A 17982-nucleotide genomic window follows, 5' to 3' on the forward strand; every position below is an offset into this window, starting at 1 on the left:
ACGACGACGGCGACCGCTCGGCGGTTGCGGTCAGCGGAGCGCGTTGATCCTCCGCTGCAGGGCGCGCAGGTCGCGGTCGTCCGGATTGTGCTCGACGGCCTGGCGGATCAGCTGGCGGGCCTCCCTGAACTGGCGCAGGTTGGCCCGGTTGACGGCGTAGGAGCTGTAGACGACGCCGAGTTCGATGTGCAGCTTGGTGACGTCCTCCGGCGTGCGGGCCAGGTTGAGCGCCTCCTCCAGCAGCCGGGTCGCCTCGGGGTAGCGGTGGGCCTCGTAGTGGCCGATGGCCTCGCCGCGCCAGACACTGACCATCAGGCGGCGGATGTCGGGCGAGTCGTCGTAGGCCCTGGCCTTCTGCAGCATGGCGGCCTGGGTCGTGAACGGACGGTCCTGCAGGTTGTCCAGCATGTGGTTGGCGAGCATCACGGCGACCCGGCGCGGGGCCTCCTGCTCGACGTCGCCGTCCCACTCCGGGTCGGCCCGCAGGGCGTCCGCCATCCGGCCGACGGCGAGGGCCCGGTGGTCGGCGAAGGCGGCGGAGCGGGCGAGGTGGCGGAGCACGAAGGCGAGGCCGTGCCGGTGGTCCGGGTCCGGGTTGAGCGTGATCAGTTCCCGCCACGCCTCGGCGGCCTCCTCCAGCTCCGCGTCGGTGGCGTCGGGGCGGCTGAGCTGGCTGGCCCGGTTGCCGAGGGCGGCCTCCAGGAAGTGCCGGGCGGTCGGCTCGTCGGGGGCGAGTTCGAGGCTCTTGCGCAGCAGGACCAGGGCGCGGGGGTAGTCCTTGTCCTCGTTGTTGATCTTGCGGGCCCACTGGGCGTAGGTGGCGCCGAGGTCGCCGCGCACCTCGGGGTGGTCGGGGGCCAGCGCGAGGGCCTTCTCCAGGAGTTCGGTGGCGCCCGCCTGGTCGTCGTCGCTGCTCTTGAGCAGGGCGCGGGCGGCTCGTACGCCGGATTCGGCGGCGATCGCGGGCGCGTCGGCGGGCAGTACGGTGCCGGGCACGGTGCGGGCCCGGGTGAGGCAGTCCAGGGCCTCGCGCCAGTCCTGGTTGCGGTGGTGCTCGCGGGCCTGGCTGACCAGGCTCTCGCCGAGCAGGCCCTGCCAGCCCGCGCCGCGTTCGGCCTCGGGCACCGCGTCCAGGGCGCCGACGGCTGCGGCCTGGCGGCCCTGGAGGAGCAGGTAGCGCTGCGGGCCGAGGTCACCGAACAGGCCGAGGGCCCGGGTCAGCGGGTGCCCGTCGGGGCTCTCCGGCCGCCGCCAGGCCCGCACCGCCTCGTCGAACCCGGCGGCCCAGCCGGCGAGTTCGGGCTCCTGGCGGAGCAGCCGGTCGAGGGCGGGGCCGAGCGCCAGGCGCCGGGCCGGGCGGCCGGACAGGGTGATCCGGACGTCCTCCCGGGCGAAGGCGTCCGCGCAGTGCGCCTCCATGCCGAGGAGCAGCGTCCAGGCGGTGACCTCGTCGCCGCTGCGGCCGGCGGCCCGGTCCAGCGCGCGCAGGTCCTCACGGAGGCGGTCGGTGAGCGCGCTGCGGGCGGCGGACATCCGCGGCGGTTCGACCGGGCGGCCGGTGATCCGGGCGGACTCCGCCCACAGGTCGGGCTGGTGCAGGGCGGCGACCAGGCAGCCGAGCGTCCAGGCCCAGATCCGCTCGTCGGGCGCCGCCTCCTCCTGGGTGGAGACGGCCAGCCGGTAGCCGGCCAGGCCGAGGGCGTGCAGCAGCCGGGGGTGGGCCGGGTCCTTGAGCAGCAGCGCGTGGTAGCCGTTCCAGGCTTCGCGGTGGCGGCCCTCGACGGCGTGCTGGTGGGCCTCGTGCTCGGCGAGCAGGACGAGCGCGGCGGCGGCCTGCGGGTGGCCCGGGGCGAGGGTGAGCACCCGGCGCAGGTCGCCGGCCGCGCGGCCGGGCTCCCCGGCGTCCAGGGCGGCGCCGGCCCGGCGGAGCAGGACGGCGCCGCGCGCGGCGCTGTGGTCCTCCGGCAGGTCGGCCAGGGCCTCGTCCAGCCGGCCGAGTTCGGCGCGCAGCAGGGCGAGGTCCAGCCGTACGGGCGCGGCGGCGGGGCTGTCGCCGAGCGCCTGCGCCCAGGCGGCGAGGACGGGCTCGGCCTGTTCGGGCACCCCGGCCCGGCGGGCGCAGTCCAGGACGGCGCGCAGTGCGGGCGCGGCGCAGCGCACGCAGCGCGGCGAGGCGGCGTCGGCGGGGCGGTGCAGGTGGGCGGCGCAGGCCTCCCGGCCGCAGCCGGCGCAGGCGTCGGTGGCGGGGCCCGCGCAGACCCCGCACTCGGCGGTCCCGGGAAGCGGCTGCGGTGACTCGGGGGCGGTACCGGCGGTCAGGAAGTGGCGGTACCAGTCCAGCGCGGTGGCCCAGTTGCCGGCCCGTTCGGCGAGCAGCGCCCGCAGCCGGGCCAGGGCGGGGTCGCCGGCCGGGTCGGGCGCGAGCGGGGCGAGCAGGGCGATGGTCTGGACCGGACGGCCGGTCAGCAGGGCGACGGCGGCCAGGTGGTAGCGGTCGCGCGGCCCGGTGGCGGGGTCGAGCAGGGTCGCCGGCGGTTCCGTCGAGCCCTCGGCCAGGGCGAGCGCGGCGCGCAGCCGGGCCTGCCGGTGGGTGACGGCGCCGGGCAGGGAGTCGGCGAGGGCGAGGGCGGCGGCGGCCCGCTCGCGCGGTTCGGGGTGGTCGCGGCCGGTGACCAGCAGGTGCGCGGCCTCGCGCAGGGCGGCCTCGCGCAGCGCGGCCCGGTAGCCGGGGGCGGCCGGGTGGTCGGCGGCGGCCTGCTGCCAGAGCTCCCGGGCGGCCACCGGGTCGGCGGCCAGCCGGGTGCGGGCGAGCCGGTCGCGGGCCAGAGCGAGCCGCTCGCGCAGTTCCTCGTCGTGCAGCGGCTCCCAGCGGGCCAGGGCGCCGGCCGGGTCGCCGGTACGGGCCAGGGCGAGACCGTGGTGGAAGGCGGCGATCCGGGCCCAGCGGGAGTCCGGTTCGGTGTCGGCCTCGGCGCCGAGGACGGGCTCGGCCTCGGCCGCCTCGCCGGCGGCGAGCAGGGCCGCGCCGAGCCGGACCCGGGCGGGGCGCCAGTCGGGGGCCAGGCCCAGGCCGGTGCGGTAGTCGGCGGCCGCCTCGGCGGGGCGCGCGGCCCGCTCGTGCACCAGGGCGAGGCCGAACCGGGCCGGGGCGAAGGAGGGTTGGACGGTCAGGGCGGCGGTGAACTGCTCCCGGGCCTGGTCGTCGGCCCCGAGCAGCAGGGCGAGCCGGCCGAGGGCGTAGCGGGGGCGGGGGTCGCCGGGGGTCTCGGTGGCGGCGGCCGCGAGGTCGGCCCACGCGGCGTCGGTGGCGCCGAGCCGCTGCCGGGCCAGGCCGCGGAAGAGCAGGCTGTCGGTGCGCAGCGCCGGGCCGCGCACCCACGGCGAGGGCTCGCCGGGGCCGCGCCGCAACGCCTCGTCGAAGGCGGCGACGGCGGGTTCGTCCCGGTGCAGGGTGAACAGCTGGGCGCCCCAGCGGAACCAGAGCTCGCCGCTGCCGCCGGGCGCGGCCGCGGCGAGCAGGGCCTCGGCCTCGGCGGCGCGGTCGGTGCCGCACAGCAGGGCGGAGCGGGCCAGCACCGGCCAGTCCCGGCCGGGCAGCGCGGCCAGGGTTCGGGTGGTGGCGCTCTCGCGCTGCTCGGGGGTGCCCTCGCGGCAGAGCCGCTGCAGCCAGTCCACGGCGCGGGCTGCCGCCGCGGCCTCCTCGCCGGGTTCGGCGCCGTCGGCGACGGCCTGGAGGAAGGCGAGCAGCGGCCCGAGGTCGCCGTCCGGGGCGGATATCCGCTCCTCGGCGAGGTGGCGCAGGCTCCACCGGGGTACCTGCCGGGCCGGGGCCGCGAGCAGCGGGAAGGCCTCGCGGTGCAGGGCGAGGGTGGACTGCCGGTCGCCGGTGGGGATGGTGGCCTCGGCCTGGCCGAGCAGGGCGAGACCGCGCTGTGGACCCAGCTCCGCGGGGCCGGCGGCGAGTCGTCGGGCGAGGCGCGCGTACCGGCGCCGGGCCTGCGGGGCCTTGCCGGCGGCGAGCCGTTCGGCCGCCGCGGCCAACGCCTTGGCCACCGCCTCGGTGTCCAGGGCCTGTCGGCGGCGGACCAGTACGACGGCTGCCGCACCGGCCAGTGCCACCACGATCAGCAGCACCGCGAGCTGCGCCATGCAGCGTCCCCCTGTGCGTTGAGTTCGCCCCCGCCATGATCAACAAGCTTCGGACGATCATGAGTTGACGTCGTGTCGTGATGTTGCTCGGGCGCCCATCAGAATAGGCCCTCGACCGGTCAGACGAACAGAAAGGAGCACTATCCTGGGCAGCGCACGGGAAACAGCACGCAGGAAGCAAGGCGTACGAGGCCACTCGCACGAAGCAGCACGTACGAAGCAGCACAGCAGCGCGTCAGGACCGGCCCAGCGTCGGTGACAAGCCAACAGGGGTCAGTCGGGGGTTGTGTGTCCGAGTCGCGTTGGGTGCCCGGGCTCCGGTTCGGACCGGAGTTCGACCCCGAGCAGTACGAACTCCTGGAATTCCACCACCGGGGCGGCGAGGCCGAGGTGTGGCGGGCGGTGCGGACCGGCCACAGCGGGCTCAAGGAGCTGGTCGCCGCGAAGATCATGCTGGAGCGCGACCCCTCCGAAGTACGGCGCTGGCTCGGGCGTTGGGACGACGTCTCGCACAATGCCCACCGCCTGGGCGTGACCGACCTGGTGGTGCCCAGCTTCCTGCTCGGACCCTCCCCGCACCGGCCCGGCGCCGCGCCCTCCGGCGGGCTGCTCGGCTACCAGATCTCGCCCTGGGTCGAGGGCGTGCCGCTGCACACCTGGGGCCGCACCCAGCGCGGCGGGCCGGCGGCGGTGGCCGAGGTGCTGGCCCGACTCTGCCGGATCGTCGACGAGCTGCACCGCAAGCGCTGGGTGCACCGGGACATCTCCCCCGCCAACGTCCTGGTGGACGCGCAGGGCCAGGTCAAGCTGATCGACCTGACCTTCCTGGCCCCGCTCGACCACACCCTCACCGTCGCGGTGTTCACCCCCGGGCACGTCCCGCCGGAGGCCGAGCAGGTCGGCGGCTTCCCGACCACCGCCAAGGACCTGTTCGCGGTCGGCACCCTCGCCCGCGCCCTGCTGCTGCCCGACCACGGCCGGCTCGACCACCGGCTGGCCGCCGAGCAGGCCCGCGCCGAACTGCTGGCCGCCGGCTACGGCGAGGAGCTGGCGCGCTGGGCCTGCGAGCCGCTGGCCCGCGACCCGGACCGCCGCCCCTCCCCGCTCGGCCCGTGGGTGGCGCGCGGCCGCGAACTCCTGCGCTCCCACCGGCCGGTGGCGCGCACCGCTGGCCTGGCCGTACTGCCCGACCGGGCCGGCCGGCCGCTGCTGGTCACCGGCGGCGCCGACGGCACGGCACTGGCCGGCCCCGGGCACGGCGGGCAGCGCCTGCCGGCCGGTCAGGGGCCCGGCGCGGTCCGGGAGCTGGTGGCCGGCTGGGCCGGGCACGCGGGCGAGCTGGTGGTCTGCGCCGAGGACCGCGGCGGCACGCTCTGGGTCGGCACCGCGGCCGGCTGGTGGGAGGCCGCGCGCGGGGTCAGCGGGCTCGCGGGGGCGGTCAACTCCGCCGGGGAGATGACGGTCTGGACGGCGGCCGGCGGCGCGCTGCGCTCCTACCGCTGGGCGCCCGGCCTCACCCTCACCGGCCAGGAGCTGCCCGGCTGCCCGGCCGACCGGGTGCTCGCCGCGCTGGAAGAGCGGGCCGGGTCCTGGCTGGTCCTGGTCGAGCACCGCGAGCGGGTACTGAGCTGGCGGCCGGGCACGGCCGATCGCCCCGTCCCGCTGGGGCCGCCCGGCGCGCTGCGCGCCGGGGCGCTGGCCCGTACCTCCGCCGGTCCGCAGGCCGCCACGCTGCGGCCGGACGGCTCCGTCCAGTTGCACACCCTCGGCACGGCCGGCCCGGCGCCCGAGATCGGCGACGGCGAACCCTCCCTCGGCATCGCGATGGCCGGCCACCGAGGCGGCCCGACCGTGGCGCTGGCCGGCGCGGGCGGCGTCCGGCTGCGGCTGCCGGCCGGCGGCGCCTCCCGGCGGCCGCGCTGGTGGCGGCCGACGCTGCGCCCGGCCACCCGGGTCGCGCTCGCGATGGGCGAGGACTGGCGGCTGTGCCTGGCCGCGGTGGTGGAGGGCGAGTTGCAGTGCTGGCAGGAGGACGCGGCGTACCGGTGGCAGGCGGTGGGGCTGCCCGAGCAGGGCTGACGTGACGCCGAGGCCCTGGAACCGGGTTCGGTTCCAGGGCCTCGGGGTGTCGGCGCGGGCTCAGCGGATACGGCTCACGGGGTGGCGGCTCAGCGGAAGCGGCGCAGCCGCAGGCTGTTGCCGACCACGAAGACCGAGGAGAAGGCCATCGCGGCCCCCGCGATCATCGGGTTGAGCATCCCGGCCGCGGCCAGCGGCAGGGCGGCGACGTTGTAGCCGAACGCCCAGAACAGGTTGCCCTTGATGGTGGCCAGGGTGCGGCGGGAGAGCCGGATCGCGTCGGCCGCCGCCAGCAGGTCGCCGCGGACCAGGGTGAGGTCGCCCGCCTCGATCGCGGCGTCGGTGCCGGTGCCCATCGCCAGGCCCAGGTCGGCCTGGGCGAGCGCGGCCGCGTCGTTGACGCCGTCGCCGACCATCGCCACGACCCTGCCCTCGGCCTGCAGCCGCTTGACGGTGTCGACCTTGTCCTGCGGCATGACCTCGGCGATCACGTCCTCCGGGGCGATGCCGACCTCGGCCGCGACGGCCTCGGCGACCAGCCGGTTGTCGCCGGTCAGCAGCACCGGGGTCAGGCCCAGGCCGCGCAGCCGGGCGATCGCCTCGGCGCTGGTCGGCCTGACCGCGTCCGCCACCTCCAGGACGGCCCGGGCCTCGCCGTCCCAGCCCACCGCGATCGCGGTGCGGCCGGCCGCCTCGGCGGTGCGCTTGGCCTCGGCCAGGCCCTGCGGCAGGTACTGCGACCAGTCGTTCAGCAGCGCCTCCCGGCCGGCGATCACCGCGTGGCCGTCCACCACGCCCTGGACGCCCAGGCCCGGCACGTTCTCGAAGCCCTCGACGGCGGGCAGTTCGCCGGCCTTGGCGGCGGCGGTGGCGATCGCCCGGGCGATCGGATGCTCGGAGGCGTGCTCCAGGGCGCCCGCCAGGCGCAGCACCTCGGCCTCGACCACGCCCTCGGCGGTGTGCACGGCGAGCAGGGTCATCTGGCCGGTGGTGACGGTGCCGGTCTTGTCCAGGACGATGGTGTCGACCTTGCGGGTGGACTCCAGGACCTCCGGGCCCTTGATCAGGACGCCCAGCTGGGCGCCGCGGCCGGTGCCGACCATGAGCGCGGTCGGGGTGGCCAGGCCCAGGGCGCACGGGCAGGCGATGATCAGCACGGCCACGGCGGCGGTGAAGGCGGCGGTCCAGCCCTCGCCGGTGCCCAGCCAGTAGCCGAGGGTGGCCACCGCCAGGATGATCACGATCGGGACGAAGACGGCGGAGATCCGGTCCGCGAGGCGCTGCGCGGCGGCCTTGCCGTTCTGCGCGTCCTCGACCAGCCGGGCCATCCGGGACAGCTGGGTGTCCGCGCCGACCCGGGTCGCCTCGACGACCAGGCGGCCGCCCGCGTTGACGGTGGCGCCGGTGACGCCGTCGCCGACGGAGACCTCCACCGGAACGGACTCCCCGGTGAGCATCGACGCGTCCACCGCCGAGGCGCCCTCGACCACCACACCGTCGGTGGCGATCTTCTCGCCCGGCCGCACCACGAACCGGTCGCCCACGGCCAGGTCCCCGATCGGGATCCGGACCTCGGCGCCGCCGCGCAGCACGGTGACGTCCTTGGCGCCCAGTTCCAGCAGGGCCTTGAGCGCGGCCCCCGCGGTCCGCTTGGAGCGGGCCTCGAAGTAGCGGCCGGCCAGGATGAAGGCGGTGACGCCGGCCGCCGCCTCCAGGTAGATGTTCGACGAGCCGTCGCTGCGGGCGATGGTCAGCTCGAAGCCGTGCCGCATGCCCGGCATCCCGGCGTCGCCGAGGAACAGGGCCCACAGGGACCAGAGGAACGCGGCGCCGGTGCCGAGCGAGACCAGGGTGTCCATGGTGGCGGCGCCGTGCCGGGCGTTGGTGAACGCGGCCTTGTGGAACGGCCAGGCGGCGTACGTGACCACGGGCGCGGCCAGCACCAGGGACAGCCACTGCCAGTTGTCGAACTGCAGGGCCGGCACCATCGCCATCGCGATCACCGGCACCGCGAGCGCGACCGCCGTGAACAGCCGCTGGCGCAGCGGGACCAGTTCGTCGGGCGGCTCGCCCTGCCCGGCCGGGGCGTCGGCGACCGGCGGCTTCGGCAGCGCGGCGGTGTAGCCGGTGGCCTCGACGGTGGCGATCAGGTCGGCGACGTCGACGCCCTCGTCGAAGGCGACCTTGGCCTTCTCGGTGGCGTAGTTGACGCTCGCCGAGACGCCGTCCATCCGGTTCAGCTTCTTCTCGATCCGGGCCGCGCACGAGGCGCAGGTCATGCCGCCGATCGAGAGTTCCACCTCGGTGGAGGCGGGTGCCTGGGTGGTCATCGTTGCTCCTCGTGACAGTCGTCGTGCAAGGCGTGCGGAGGGTGTCCGCGGGTCCACGCCGTCGTGCTCGGCGCCATACCCAGGAGGGGTATCCTGCGGCGCCGAGTTCATTTATACCCCCTAGGGGTATCCAGGGCAAGCGTCGACGACGACCCGGGCCCTGCGGCCACACGGCGCCGGGCGATCCCCGGCGAGTCGCCCGGCGCCGCGTCAGTGGTGGCCGTTCCCGTGTCCGTCCGCGGCGGCGGCAGCGTCGGGCGAACCGCCCATCATGCGGAGCATGGAGCGGCCGCCGGTGCGGAGGAAGCGGGCGAGGAGGGCCGCGGCGAGGAGCAGGAAGGCGAGGTTCAGCCAGGTGGTGTAGTTCCACTCGATGCCCGACATCGGGATCTCGGCATCGCGCTGGTCGGGGATCAGCCCGAGGCCGCCGAAGAGGAGCTCGACGACGTAGCCGGCCACCACCATGGCCGTGTAGAAGGTGCCGAGCAGGAAGAGGGCCGTGCGGCGGCCGTAGTACTTCCGGTAGATGTTCAGGATCGGCAGGATCAGCAGGTCCGCGAAGATGAACGCGACGACCCCGCCGAAGCTGATCCCACCCTTCCACAGCACCACGGCGAGCGGCACGTTGCCGATCGAGCAGACGAAGGACGCGATCGCCACCAGCGGACCGATCAGCGGGCCCCACAGCTTGCCGGCCAGCGGGTGGTCGGCGAAGAAGAAGGCCTGCCAGAAGGAGTCCGGCACCCAGGCGGCGATGGCACCGGCGATGAGCAGCCCGAGGACGAGGTCCTTGAGGATCGCCGCCCACTCCATCACGAACACGTGCGAGACGGACGTGACGCCCTGCCGGGACAGCAGCCGGCGGGCGAAGGAGCCCTCCCCGGCGACGGACATGTCCATCGCCGCGTGGCCCTCCATCGAGCCGGCTCGGCCGCGGCCGGCCTGTTCGCGGGCCTCGCGGAGCAGTCCGTCGCGCAGCAGGAGCCGGAAGAGCAGGGCGAGGACGAGGATCATCACCGGACCGCCGATGAACTCGGCCGCCGTGAACTGCCAGCCCAGCAACAGGGCCAGGATGACGCCGAGTTCGACGACCAGGTTGGTCGAGGCGATCTCGAAGGCCATCGCGGCGGTGAAGTTCGCGCCCTTGCGGAACAGCGAGCGGGCGAGGGCGACGGCCGCGTACGAGCAGGAGGAGGAGGCCGCGCCGAGCAGGGCGGCCACGGCGAGGGTGCGGGGGCGGTCGTCGCCGAGCAGCCGGACGACGGTGGACTTGCGGACGACGGCCTGGACGACGGCGGAGAGCAGGAAGCCGAGGATCAGCGCCCAGGTGATCTCCCAGGTCATCGATCCGGCGATGGACAGTGCGTGCAGGATCGCGTGCATGGTGGGTCCGCCTTCCCTGGTGCCACGGGTTCGCCAGCGCCGAGGACCATATACCCATACGGGGTATGAACCTACCGCGCCCCGCCGCGGCCGGACGCTCCCCCGCCAGGCCCGCCCTCCGTCAGGCCCGGCCGCCGATCAGCGGCCGGGCCGCCGCCGTCGCGACGGCCTGCGACGCGGGGACGGCCGGCCGGGACGGGGACGGGCGCGGGACGGGTCGCGGCCCGGAGCGGTCCAGCCCGAGGTTGCGGTGGATCTCCAGGGCGGCGGTGGAGCGGTTCAGCGTGATGAAGTGCAGGCCGGGCACGCCCTCCTGGAGCAGCTGCTCGGCCATCCGGGTGGCGTGGTCCACGCCGATGCGGTGGGCCGCCGCCCGGTCCCCGCGGGCCGCCTCCAGCCGTGCCGCCAGGCCCACCGGGAAGGAGGCACCGCCGAGTTCGGCGAAGCGGGCGATCTGGCGGACGTCGGTGGCCGGCATGATCTCCGGGATGACCGGGGTGTCGCAGCCGGCCTCGGCGAGCCGGTCGCGCAGCCGCAGGTAGTGCTCGACCTCGAAGAACATCTGGGTGACGGCGTAGTCGGCGCCGGCCCGGCACTTGGCCACGAAGTGCCGGATGTCGTCCGCCCAGTCCGCCGAGCGCGGGTGGCGCTCCGGGAAGGCCGCCACCCCGACCGTGAACCCGCCGCAGCCCTTGACCAGTTCGACCAGCTCGGCGGCGTGCCGCAGGCCCCGGGGATGCGGCACCCAGACGCCGTTCGGGTTACCGGGCGGGTCGCCGCGCAGGGCGAGGACGTCACGGATCCCGACGTCCGCATAGCGCCGCAGGACGGCCTGGAGCTCGGCGGTGGAGTGGCCGACGGCGGTGAGGTGGGCCACCGGCCGCAGGGTGGTCTGGGCGGCGATCCGCTCGGTGGTCTCGATGGTGCGGTCGCGCGAGGAGCCGCCCGCGCCGTAGGTGACGGAGACGAAGGTCGGCGCGACCGCCTCCACCCGCCGGATCGCGGCCCACAGCGCGCGCTCGCCGGCGTCGTCCTTGGCGGGGAAGAACTCGAAGGAGTACGTCCGTTCGCCGGCCGCCAGGATCTCGCGCAGGCCGCGCGGGCCACGTGCTCCGGAGCGGGTGGTGTGGTCCATGGGGTGTCACCTCGGGTGGTGGGGTCGGTCGCCGGTCAGGGCCGGCCACCCGGGACGCGGGCGGCCGCGTCCACCCTGTCCGGAAGGGCGCACGAGAGCGCCACAAGGGCTGGTTGACGATCGGTCGAGGCCGTCCGGAGGTGTTCGGATTCGGGTCCATGATTACCCTAGGGGGGTATGGTATGTTCTCAGGCGAAGCAGCCGACCGCACCTGCGGCCGGCGCCGGGCACTGACGACAGGAGCACCCCCATGACCGAGACCGCCGTCACCGTCGAGTCCGCCGCCGCCACCGAGACCGCCACCTCCTGCTGCGGCTCGTGCGGCACCGGCGCCACCGCGGCCCCCGACACCGGGGCCGCCGGGCGGGCCGCCTTCCAGGTGAAGGGCATGACCTGCGGCCACTGCGTCACCTCGGTGACCGCCGAGCTGAAGAAGATCGACGGCATCACCGCCGTCGCCGTGGACCTCGCCACCGGCACGGTCACCGTCGACAGCACCCTGCCGCTCGCCGACAGCGCCGTCGCCGCCGCCATCGACGAGGCCGGCTACGACCTGGTCGGCCGCCTCGACGGCTGACCGGCCGCCCGACCACCCGCCTGACCCCCCATCGGCCCGGACGGCTCCGCCCGTCCGGGCCGAAAGCCCGCCCGGCGCACCCCGGTAGAGTGGGAAACCCCCGCCCGGAGGCGCCGCGCCCCGGGCCTCCCCGGACCGCGCAGGAACCGGAGTCGGCCATGGCCAGCCACAGCCCCCACAAGGACGACTTCCGCAAGCGGCTGCGCCGCATCGAGGGCCAGATCCGCGGCCTGCAGCGCATGGTCGAACAGGACACCTACTGCATCGACGTCCTCACCCAGGTCTCCGCCGCCAGCCGCGCCCTCCAGTCCTTCGCCCTCCGGCTGCTCGACGAGCACATCGAGTGCTGCGTCCGCGACGCCGTCGCCGAGGGCGGCCAGCAGGCCGGCACCCGGGTCAGGGAAGCCAACCAGGCCATCGCCCGCCTCGTCCGCTCCTGACCGGACGCCGAAAGTCCCTGACGACCGCTTAGGGCGTGTCCGGCCCTGGACCGACCGGCACAGGGTGAGCGGCGTCAGGAGCCGTCGGCTACGGGGTGGGGGTATACGCGCGGGGCTCCGGGTCAGGCCGGATGTACGGGGTGGGGGTATGCCCCGCTGCTCAGCCCGCGGACGGCGCCCTCAGCAGCGGAAGGACGATGTCGTCGAGGATCTCGTCAACGACGTGGTCGGGCGGGACGCCCCCGCCGAGCAGGAAGGACTCGCGCAGCAGGTCGAGCGGGAGGGAGCAGGTGCGCGGGGTCAGCCGCGCGGGGTTGATCTCACCCCGGCCGGCGGCCCGGCGCAGCATCGCCGTCAGGCCGTCCACCGGGCCCCGCAGGGCCAGTCCGCGGAAGTGCTCGCGCAGTTCGGGGTCGCGCATCAGGTCGATCAGGAGGCCGTGCACGGCGTCCGACGGCAGATCGTCGAAGCGGTGCAGCAGGCTGCGCAGGAAGAGCGCCAGGTCGGCCCGCAACTCGCCGGTGTCGGGCGGCTCCTGGTAGTCGGGGGCGTTGCGGTCGAGGGCGGCGATCACCAGTGCGGCGCGGTTGGACCAGCGGCGGTAGAGCACCGGCTTGCTGGTCCGGGCGCGGGCGGCGACGCCGTCCATGGTGAGCCGGTCGTAGCCGTGTTCGGCGAGTTCGGCCCAGACGGCGTCGAGGATCGCCCGCTCCAGTTCGTCACCGCGCCGACGCGAGGCCTTGGCGCCCGCCGGTCCGTCTTCCGCTGCTCTGCCGGTCATCACCGAGTGCCGCACCAGATTCTCGTAGATACGTTGCGTTTCTTATTGGGGCGAGTCTACAGTCGAGAGCAAGAAACGCGACGTATCTTATTGCGGGGAGGGGACCCATCATGAGCACTGCCCGTACGACCGACGTCCTCGTGGTCGGCGCCGGCCCGGTCGGCCTGACGCTCGCCCTCGGGCTGGCCCGCGCGGGGGTCGACTGCCGGATCATCGAACGGGATCCGGAGTTCCGCGACCGCGGCGTCCGCGGCAAGGGCGTCAACCCCCGGACGCTGGAGGTGTTCGACGACCTCGGTGTGGTCGACGAGATCCTCGCCCGCGGCGACGTCAACCTCAAGGTCCGCAGCTACGAGGGCGACCGGCTCGTCCAGGAGGTCGACCCGGGGCCCGCCAACGCCCCCACCACCGACCGCCCGTACGCCGGCATGCTGCTGCTCGCCCAGCACCAGACCGAGGCCGTGCTGCGCGACCGGCTCGCCCACCACGGCGTCACGGTCGAGCCGGCCACCGAACTCCTCGACTACACCCAGGACGCGGACGGCGTCCTCGCCACCGTCCGGCGCGGGGAGCGCACCGAGGCCGGCCCGGGCGGGACCGTCCGCAGCGGGGAGCGCACCGAACGGATCGGCGCCCGCTACCTGGTCGGCTGCGACGGCGGCCGCAGCACCGTCCGCAAGCGCGCCGGCATCCCGTTCCTCGGCGAGACCTGGGAGGAGGAGCGGTTCCTGATGGCCACGATGCGCATCGACGGGTTCGACCCGGACTGCATGCACGTCTGGAACCACCCGCAACTCGGCGTCGGTGCCCTGGTGTTGGTCCCGCTGCGCCAGGACGAGACCTGGGCCTTCCACGCCGCCGTCAGCCCGGACGAGCACGGCCGGCTGCCCGCCCCCACCCTGGACACCTTCCAGCGGCTGTTCGCCGAACGGGCCGGCCTGCCCGGCGTCCGGCTGCACGAGCCGACCTGGTCCACCGTCTGGCGGCCGACCGTCCGCCTGGTCGAGCGCTACCGCGACGGCCGAGTCCTCCTCGCCGGGGACTCCGCCCACTGCCAGTCCGCGGCCGGCGGCCAGGGCATGAACACCGGCATCCAGGACGCGCACAACCTGGGCTGGAAACTGGCGGCCGTGCTGCAGGGCGCCCCCGAGCGGCTCCTCGACAGCTACCAGGCCGAGCGGCTGCCGGTCGCCCGCGCCACCCTCGCCGCCTCCTCCACCCAGCACCGGGCGCTGTTCAGCAACGGCAGCGGGGGCCAGGCCCTGGCCGACCAGTTCCTCAGCCTGACCAACTCGGCCGGCGGCGACCTCACCGGACTGTCCGTCCACTACCGGGGCGGGCCGCTCGGCCGCGACCTCGACGACGCCACCGGCATCCGCGCCGGGGACCGCGCGCCGGACTCCCCCTGCCACACCGCCGACGGCACCCCCACCCGCCTGTTCGACCTCCTCCGCGGCCCGCACGCCACCCTGCTGACCTTCGGCGAGCACCCCGCCCTGGCATCCCTGCCCGAACTCCCGGGCGTGCGCCGGGCCGACGTCCTCGACCCCGACGGCCACGCCCGCCGCGCCTACGGGATCAGCGGGGACGCCCTCGTACTGGTCCGCCCGGACGGCCACGTCTGGCTCACCGCGGGCACGGCCGACCCGGCCGCACTCATCGCCCACCTGCGCACCTACGGGGTCGGCTCCGACGCGGCGGCCCTGCCCTGCCCGTCCTGAGGAGGCCCGTCCGCGAGCGACGGCCGACCCGCCACGCCGCCAGGTCGTCCGAGAACGCCGGCTCCCGGTGTTCTCGGCCGACCTGCCTCCCTCTCCCCGTGTTCGACTCCGGCGCCTACTTGGTGATCCTGGTGACCTGTCCGGCGCCGACCGTGCGGCCGCCCTCGCGGATGGTGAAGCGCAGGCCCTCCTCCATCGCGATCGGCTGGATGAGGGTGACGCTCATCTCCGCGTCGTCGCCGGGCATGACCATCTCCAGGCCCTCGCCGCCACCTCCCGGTCCACTCGGGCTCACCCGCGCCGGAAGGCCCGTTCGTCCGCGCTCGCGAGAGCGAAGTACACCGGCGGGAGGGCGAGTTCGATCACCATCAGCACCACCTGGAACCCGTGCGGCCACCCCGCCGCGGCGATCGACAGCACCCGGCCGAGCCCGCCCAGCAGGAACACCGCCGTCAGCCACCGCACCGCCCGGGCCGGCACCGGCGTCTGCCGAACCTCCCACAGCCAGGCCGCCCCGTAGCCGGCGAAGATCGCGCCCATGAACCGGCCGAAGCTGTCGATCGTCGGGCCGGCGTCCTCCGCACCCGGGATCGCCCTGTTCCCCAGCAGTACGTGGTAGAACCCGATCGCCACACAGGCGATCCCCATCGTCCACGCGAGCACCCGCAGAGTCCTGGCCATGACCCACCCCTCCGCCCGTCCGGCGCCGCCGGACGCTGGTTGACACGTGTCTACTAAGCTAGCGCCCACTGGTAGACACGTGTCAAGTAGCCTTCCCCGCATGCCAGTCCACGAACGACGCCGCCGCCTCTCCCCCGCCGCCCGCCGCGCCCAACTGCTCTCCGTCGGCGCCCGGCTCTTCGCCGCCCGCCCGTACGAGGAGGTGCTGATGGAGGAGGTCGCCGAGCAGGCCGGCGTCTCGCGCGCCCTGCTCTACCGCCACTTCCCCGGCAAGCACGACCTGTTCGCCGCCGTCTACCGGCAGGCCGCCGACGAACTGCTCGCCAAGTCCCGCTTCGACCCGGACGACACCCTGATCGAGCAACTCGTCGAGGGCATGGACGCCCACCTGGACTACTTCATCGCCAACCGGCACGCCGTCCTCGCCGCCAACCGCGTCCTGGCGGGCGACCCGGTGATCCAGACGATCATCACCAACGAGCTCGACGCCCTCCGCGCCCGCCTGATCGGGGTGCTCCCGTTCGCGAACGAGGCCGCCCGGCGGGCGGGGTCGCAGATCCTGCGCAGCTGGCTGGTCTTCGTCCGGGTACTGGTCGTCGACTGGCTCACCGAGGAGACCTGCACCCGCGAGGAGTTGCGCGACGTCTGCATCGGCGCCGTCCTGGGCGCTCTCCGGCCGCTCCTGCCCGCCGATCCGGCGCCCGACCGGCTTGGATGAGCCCCTACCGGGAACGGTGGAATCGCTACCATCGGAAGCAACGGGAAAAGCATCAGAAGCGTCCAATTCCCCATGAAAATACGATAGTTGGATTCCCACTCCATGCCGGACCACCGACCCCGAAGGGCCTCATGTCCACCGCCGTACCCGCTCTCCCCCCGTTGCATCGACTCCCCGTCACCCCCGTCCAGGCGCCGCACCCCACCACCCTCCCCGACGGCACCCCCGCGTGGCTGGTCACCCGCTACCACGACGTCCGGCAGACCCTCACCGACCCCCGTTTCACCCGCGGCGACCTGCACACCGTCGGCACCCCCGGCGGCGGCGCCGACGTGGCCAGCAACCCGGCGTCGATGTTCAACCAGGACGGCCCCGCCCACCGCCGACTGCGCAGCACCGTCCAGCGGGCCTTCACCGCCCGCGCCATCGTCGGCTGGCAACCCTGGGTCGCGGAGAGCGTCCAGCAGGCCGTCGACGCCCTCGCGGCCGACGGCGCCCCCACCGACCTCGTCGCCGGGTTCACCCGGCCGGTGCCCTTCGCGGTCACCAGCCGCCTGATGGGGCTCGACGGGGACGGCCCGGACCGCCTCGACGAACAACGGCTCCGTCGCTGGACCCGCGCCGTCCTCGCCGACGGGACCCCGGACGGCGGCGACCCGGACGCTCTCGGCCCGGACGCTCTCGGCCCGGGTGACGAACTGTCGGACGACCCCGCCGACGCCCTCGCCGAATACGCCGCCTACACCGCCGAACTGATCGCCCGCCGACGCCGCGCCCCCGGCGAGGACCTCGTCAGCCGCCTCGTCCAGGCCGCCGACCAGGACGGCGGTGTCCCCGAGGAATCACTCGTCCACCTGGTCTGCGGACTCACCGCGAGCGGCAACGAGAGCGTCACCGGCGCCCTCGGCAACGCCCTCGTCTACCTGCTCGGCGAACGCCCCGACCACTGGCCCCGCCTCGCCGACCCCGACACCACCGAACACGTCACCGAACGCCTCCTCCACTTCATCCCGCTCGGCGACGACGAGGCCACCACCCGCCGTGCCACCCACCCGGTCGACCTCGGCGGTGTCCGCATCCCCGCCGGCGCCGTCCTCGCCATCAGCCTCGGCAGCGCCAACCGTGACCCCGCGGTCTTCCCCGACGGCCTCGACGCCGACCTCGACCACCCGCTGCCCGCCCCGACTCTCGCCTTCAGTGCCGGCCCGCACTACTGCCTCGGCGCCTGGCGGATGCGCCTCGAAATGCGCGAATCCCTCCGCCGCCTCGCCATCGCCCTCCCCCACCTCCACCTCACCACCCCCGTCGACCGGCTCACCTGGCAACTCGGCACCACCACCCGCAGCCCCGCCCACCTACCGGCCGCCTGGTAGCCCCCGCACCGGCCCTCTCGCCGGAAGGGCCGTAGGGCTCGTCCTCACCCCCCCCACCGCCCGCCGGGAGCGCGAGCGTGGCGGCGGCGGGGGGGCCGGCGCGGCGGTGCCCCAGCGTCGGCGCGCAGCCGGGGGTCTGCGGACGGGCCTCAGCGCGCGGTGTGGAGCTCCGGTCCGAACGCGAGGGCGGGCCCGCGGCAGCCTGCGCCGCGAACCCGCCCGCCCCGACTCAGGCCGGCGTGCCTACTGGTGTCGGGCCCTGCGCCTGCGCGCGACCACGACCAGCACACCGCCGACGCCCACCAGCGCCGCCCCGCCGACAACTCCCAGCGGCAGTAGGGAGGTTGCGCCGGTGCTGGGCAGCCGGCCGCCGGGCGAGGGTGACGGGCTCACCGTCGCCGGGCTCGGCGACTCCGGCGTGACCGGCCCCGGCGGCACGGTTCGCTCCGGCGCGCTCGGCGAGTTCGCCGGGCCCGACGGACTCTGCGGGACCGACGGGCTGGACGGGCTCGTCGGGGTTGGCGACGGGGTGGGCAGGAGTCGGTTGACCGCCGTCACCGAGACGCCGTCCGTGAGGTTGTCCGGAGTCAGGACCAGCGGGCCGAACACCGTGGT

The 17982-nt window shown here is 75.2% G+C and carries 14 protein-coding genes and 1 pseudogene; 7 read left to right on the forward strand and 8 right to left on the reverse strand.

The features are described 5' to 3' along the window. Nucleotides 1–30 precede the first annotated feature (30 nt). Nucleotides 31–4149: a hypothetical protein gene (locus ACIO5E_RS28090; protein WP_400672933.1), complete on the reverse strand. Its 4119-nt coding sequence runs from the start codon at nucleotides 4147–4149 to the stop codon at nucleotides 31–33. Nucleotides 4150–4455: 306 nt separating this feature from the next. Here ACIO5E_RS28090 and ACIO5E_RS28095 point away from each other — a divergent pair, with 306 nt between their 5' ends. Continuing rightward, nucleotides 4456–6228: a serine/threonine protein kinase gene (locus tag ACIO5E_RS28095; RefSeq protein WP_400672935.1), complete on the forward strand. Its 1773-nt coding sequence runs from the start codon at nucleotides 4456–4458 to the stop codon at nucleotides 6226–6228. Between the two features lie 89 nt (nucleotides 6229–6317). On the opposite strand, the gene ACIO5E_RS28100 is transcribed toward ACIO5E_RS28095, so the two are convergent. The 3 genes from ACIO5E_RS28100 to metF all read right to left on the reverse strand — a co-directional run bounded on the left by ACIO5E_RS28100 (nucleotide 6318) and on the right by metF (nucleotide 11076). Further along, nucleotides 6318–8558 carry a heavy metal translocating P-type ATPase gene (locus ACIO5E_RS28100; RefSeq protein ID WP_400672938.1) on the reverse strand — a complete coding sequence of 747 codons (2241 nt, stop codon included), beginning with the start codon at nucleotides 8556–8558 and terminating at the stop codon, nucleotides 6318–6320. Nucleotides 8559–8768: 210 nt separating this feature from the next. Continuing rightward, nucleotides 8769–9941 carry a permease gene (locus ACIO5E_RS28105; protein WP_400672940.1) on the reverse strand — a complete coding sequence of 391 codons (1173 nt, stop codon included), beginning with the start codon at nucleotides 9939–9941 and terminating at the stop codon, nucleotides 8769–8771. A gap of 121 nt (nucleotides 9942–10062) precedes the next feature. Beyond that, on the reverse strand, nucleotides 10063–11076 hold the full coding sequence (gene metF / locus ACIO5E_RS28110) for a methylenetetrahydrofolate reductase [NAD(P)H] (RefSeq protein ID WP_400672943.1): 1014 nt from the start codon (nucleotides 11074–11076) through the stop codon (nucleotides 10063–10065). 250 nt (nucleotides 11077–11326) lie between these two features. On the opposite strand from metF, the gene ACIO5E_RS28115 reads away from it, so the two are divergent. Both ACIO5E_RS28115 and ACIO5E_RS28120 read left to right on the forward strand, forming a co-directional pair. Then, complete coding sequence (locus tag ACIO5E_RS28115) at nucleotides 11327–11653, forward strand: heavy-metal-associated domain-containing protein (protein ID WP_400672945.1); 327 nt, start codon at nucleotides 11327–11329, stop codon at nucleotides 11651–11653. A 158-nt stretch (nucleotides 11654–11811) separates the two neighbouring features. After that, complete coding sequence (locus tag ACIO5E_RS28120; RefSeq protein ID WP_400672947.1) at nucleotides 11812–12093, forward strand: metal-sensitive transcriptional regulator; 282 nt, start codon at nucleotides 11812–11814, stop codon at nucleotides 12091–12093. A gap of 160 nt (nucleotides 12094–12253) precedes the next feature. Here ACIO5E_RS28120 and ACIO5E_RS28125 read toward each other — a convergent pair whose 3' ends face one another. Next, complete coding sequence (locus ACIO5E_RS28125; protein ID WP_400672950.1) at nucleotides 12254–12874, reverse strand: TetR/AcrR family transcriptional regulator; 621 nt, start codon at nucleotides 12872–12874, stop codon at nucleotides 12254–12256. Between the two features lie 110 nt (nucleotides 12875–12984). On the opposite strand from ACIO5E_RS28125, the gene ACIO5E_RS28130 reads away from it, so the two are divergent. Then, nucleotides 12985–14595, forward strand: coding sequence for an FAD-dependent monooxygenase (locus tag ACIO5E_RS28130; protein WP_400672953.1), 1611 nt, complete (start codon nucleotides 12985–12987; stop codon nucleotides 14593–14595). Between the two features lie 115 nt (nucleotides 14596–14710). On the opposite strand, the pseudogene ACIO5E_RS28135 reads toward ACIO5E_RS28130, so the two are convergent. Further along, nucleotides 14711–14860: pseudogene (locus ACIO5E_RS28135) on the reverse strand (elongation factor Tu); the annotation flags it as partial. 26 nt (nucleotides 14861–14886) lie between these two features. After that, on the reverse strand, nucleotides 14887–15276 hold the full coding sequence (locus ACIO5E_RS28140; RefSeq protein ID WP_400672956.1) for a DUF4345 domain-containing protein: 390 nt from the start codon (nucleotides 15274–15276) through the stop codon (nucleotides 14887–14889). A 100-nt stretch (nucleotides 15277–15376) separates the two neighbouring features. Between ACIO5E_RS28140 and ACIO5E_RS28145 the strand changes: the two genes are divergently transcribed. Next, complete coding sequence (locus tag ACIO5E_RS28145; protein ID WP_400672959.1) at nucleotides 15377–15994, forward strand: TetR/AcrR family transcriptional regulator; 618 nt, start codon at nucleotides 15377–15379, stop codon at nucleotides 15992–15994. Between the two features lie 131 nt (nucleotides 15995–16125). Next, nucleotides 16126–17367: a cytochrome P450 gene (locus tag ACIO5E_RS28150; RefSeq protein WP_400672962.1), complete on the forward strand. Its 1242-nt coding sequence runs from the start codon at nucleotides 16126–16128 to the stop codon at nucleotides 17365–17367. A gap of 243 nt (nucleotides 17368–17610) precedes the next feature. Here ACIO5E_RS28150 and ACIO5E_RS28155 read toward each other — a convergent pair whose 3' ends face one another. Continuing rightward, a complete protein-coding gene (locus ACIO5E_RS28155) occupies nucleotides 17611–17805 on the reverse strand; it encodes an LPXTG cell wall anchor domain-containing protein (protein ID WP_400673003.1) in 195 nt (64 codons plus the stop codon). On the opposite strand from ACIO5E_RS28155, the gene ACIO5E_RS28160 reads away from it, so the two are divergent. Beyond that, nucleotides 17720–17982 (forward strand): hypothetical protein (locus ACIO5E_RS28160; protein ID WP_400673005.1); only part of this gene is annotated, 263 nt, incomplete at its 3' end. The two genes, ACIO5E_RS28155 and ACIO5E_RS28160, sit on opposite strands and share 86 nt — an antisense overlap.

Source organism: Kitasatospora sp. NPDC087314, assembly GCF_044744365.1.
Classification (GTDB): Bacteria; Actinomycetota; Actinomycetes; order Streptomycetales; family Streptomycetaceae; genus Kitasatospora.

Bases quoted from the DNA above. Each gene is read 5' to 3' on its own strand.
- ACIO5E_RS28090 (WP_400672933.1), bottom strand. From the start codon at position 4,149: ATGGCGCAGCTCGCGGTGCTGCTGATCGTGGTGGCACTGGCCGGTGCG.
- ACIO5E_RS28100 (WP_400672938.1), bottom strand. From the start codon at position 8,558: ATGACCACCCAGGCACCCGCCTCCACCGAGGTGGAACTCTCGATCGGC.
- ACIO5E_RS28105 (WP_400672940.1), bottom strand. From the start codon at position 9,941: ATGCACGCGATCCTGCACGCACTGTCCATCGCCGGATCGATGACCTGG.
- metF (WP_400672943.1), bottom strand. From the start codon at position 11,076: ATGGACCACACCACCCGCTCCGGAGCACGTGGCCCGCGCGGCCTGCGC.
- ACIO5E_RS28115 (WP_400672945.1), top strand. From the start codon at position 11,327: ATGACCGAGACCGCCGTCACCGTCGAGTCCGCCGCCGCCACCGAGACC.
- ACIO5E_RS28120 (WP_400672947.1), top strand. From the start codon at position 11,812: ATGGCCAGCCACAGCCCCCACAAGGACGACTTCCGCAAGCGGCTGCGC.
- ACIO5E_RS28125 (WP_400672950.1), bottom strand. From the start codon at position 12,874: ATGACCGGCAGAGCAGCGGAAGACGGACCGGCGGGCGCCAAGGCCTCG.
- ACIO5E_RS28130 (WP_400672953.1), top strand. From the start codon at position 12,985: ATGAGCACTGCCCGTACGACCGACGTCCTCGTGGTCGGCGCCGGCCCG.
- ACIO5E_RS28140 (WP_400672956.1), bottom strand. From the start codon at position 15,276: ATGGCCAGGACTCTGCGGGTGCTCGCGTGGACGATGGGGATCGCCTGT.
- ACIO5E_RS28145 (WP_400672959.1), top strand. From the start codon at position 15,377: ATGCCAGTCCACGAACGACGCCGCCGCCTCTCCCCCGCCGCCCGCCGC.
- ACIO5E_RS28150 (WP_400672962.1), top strand. From the start codon at position 16,126: ATGTCCACCGCCGTACCCGCTCTCCCCCCGTTGCATCGACTCCCCGTC.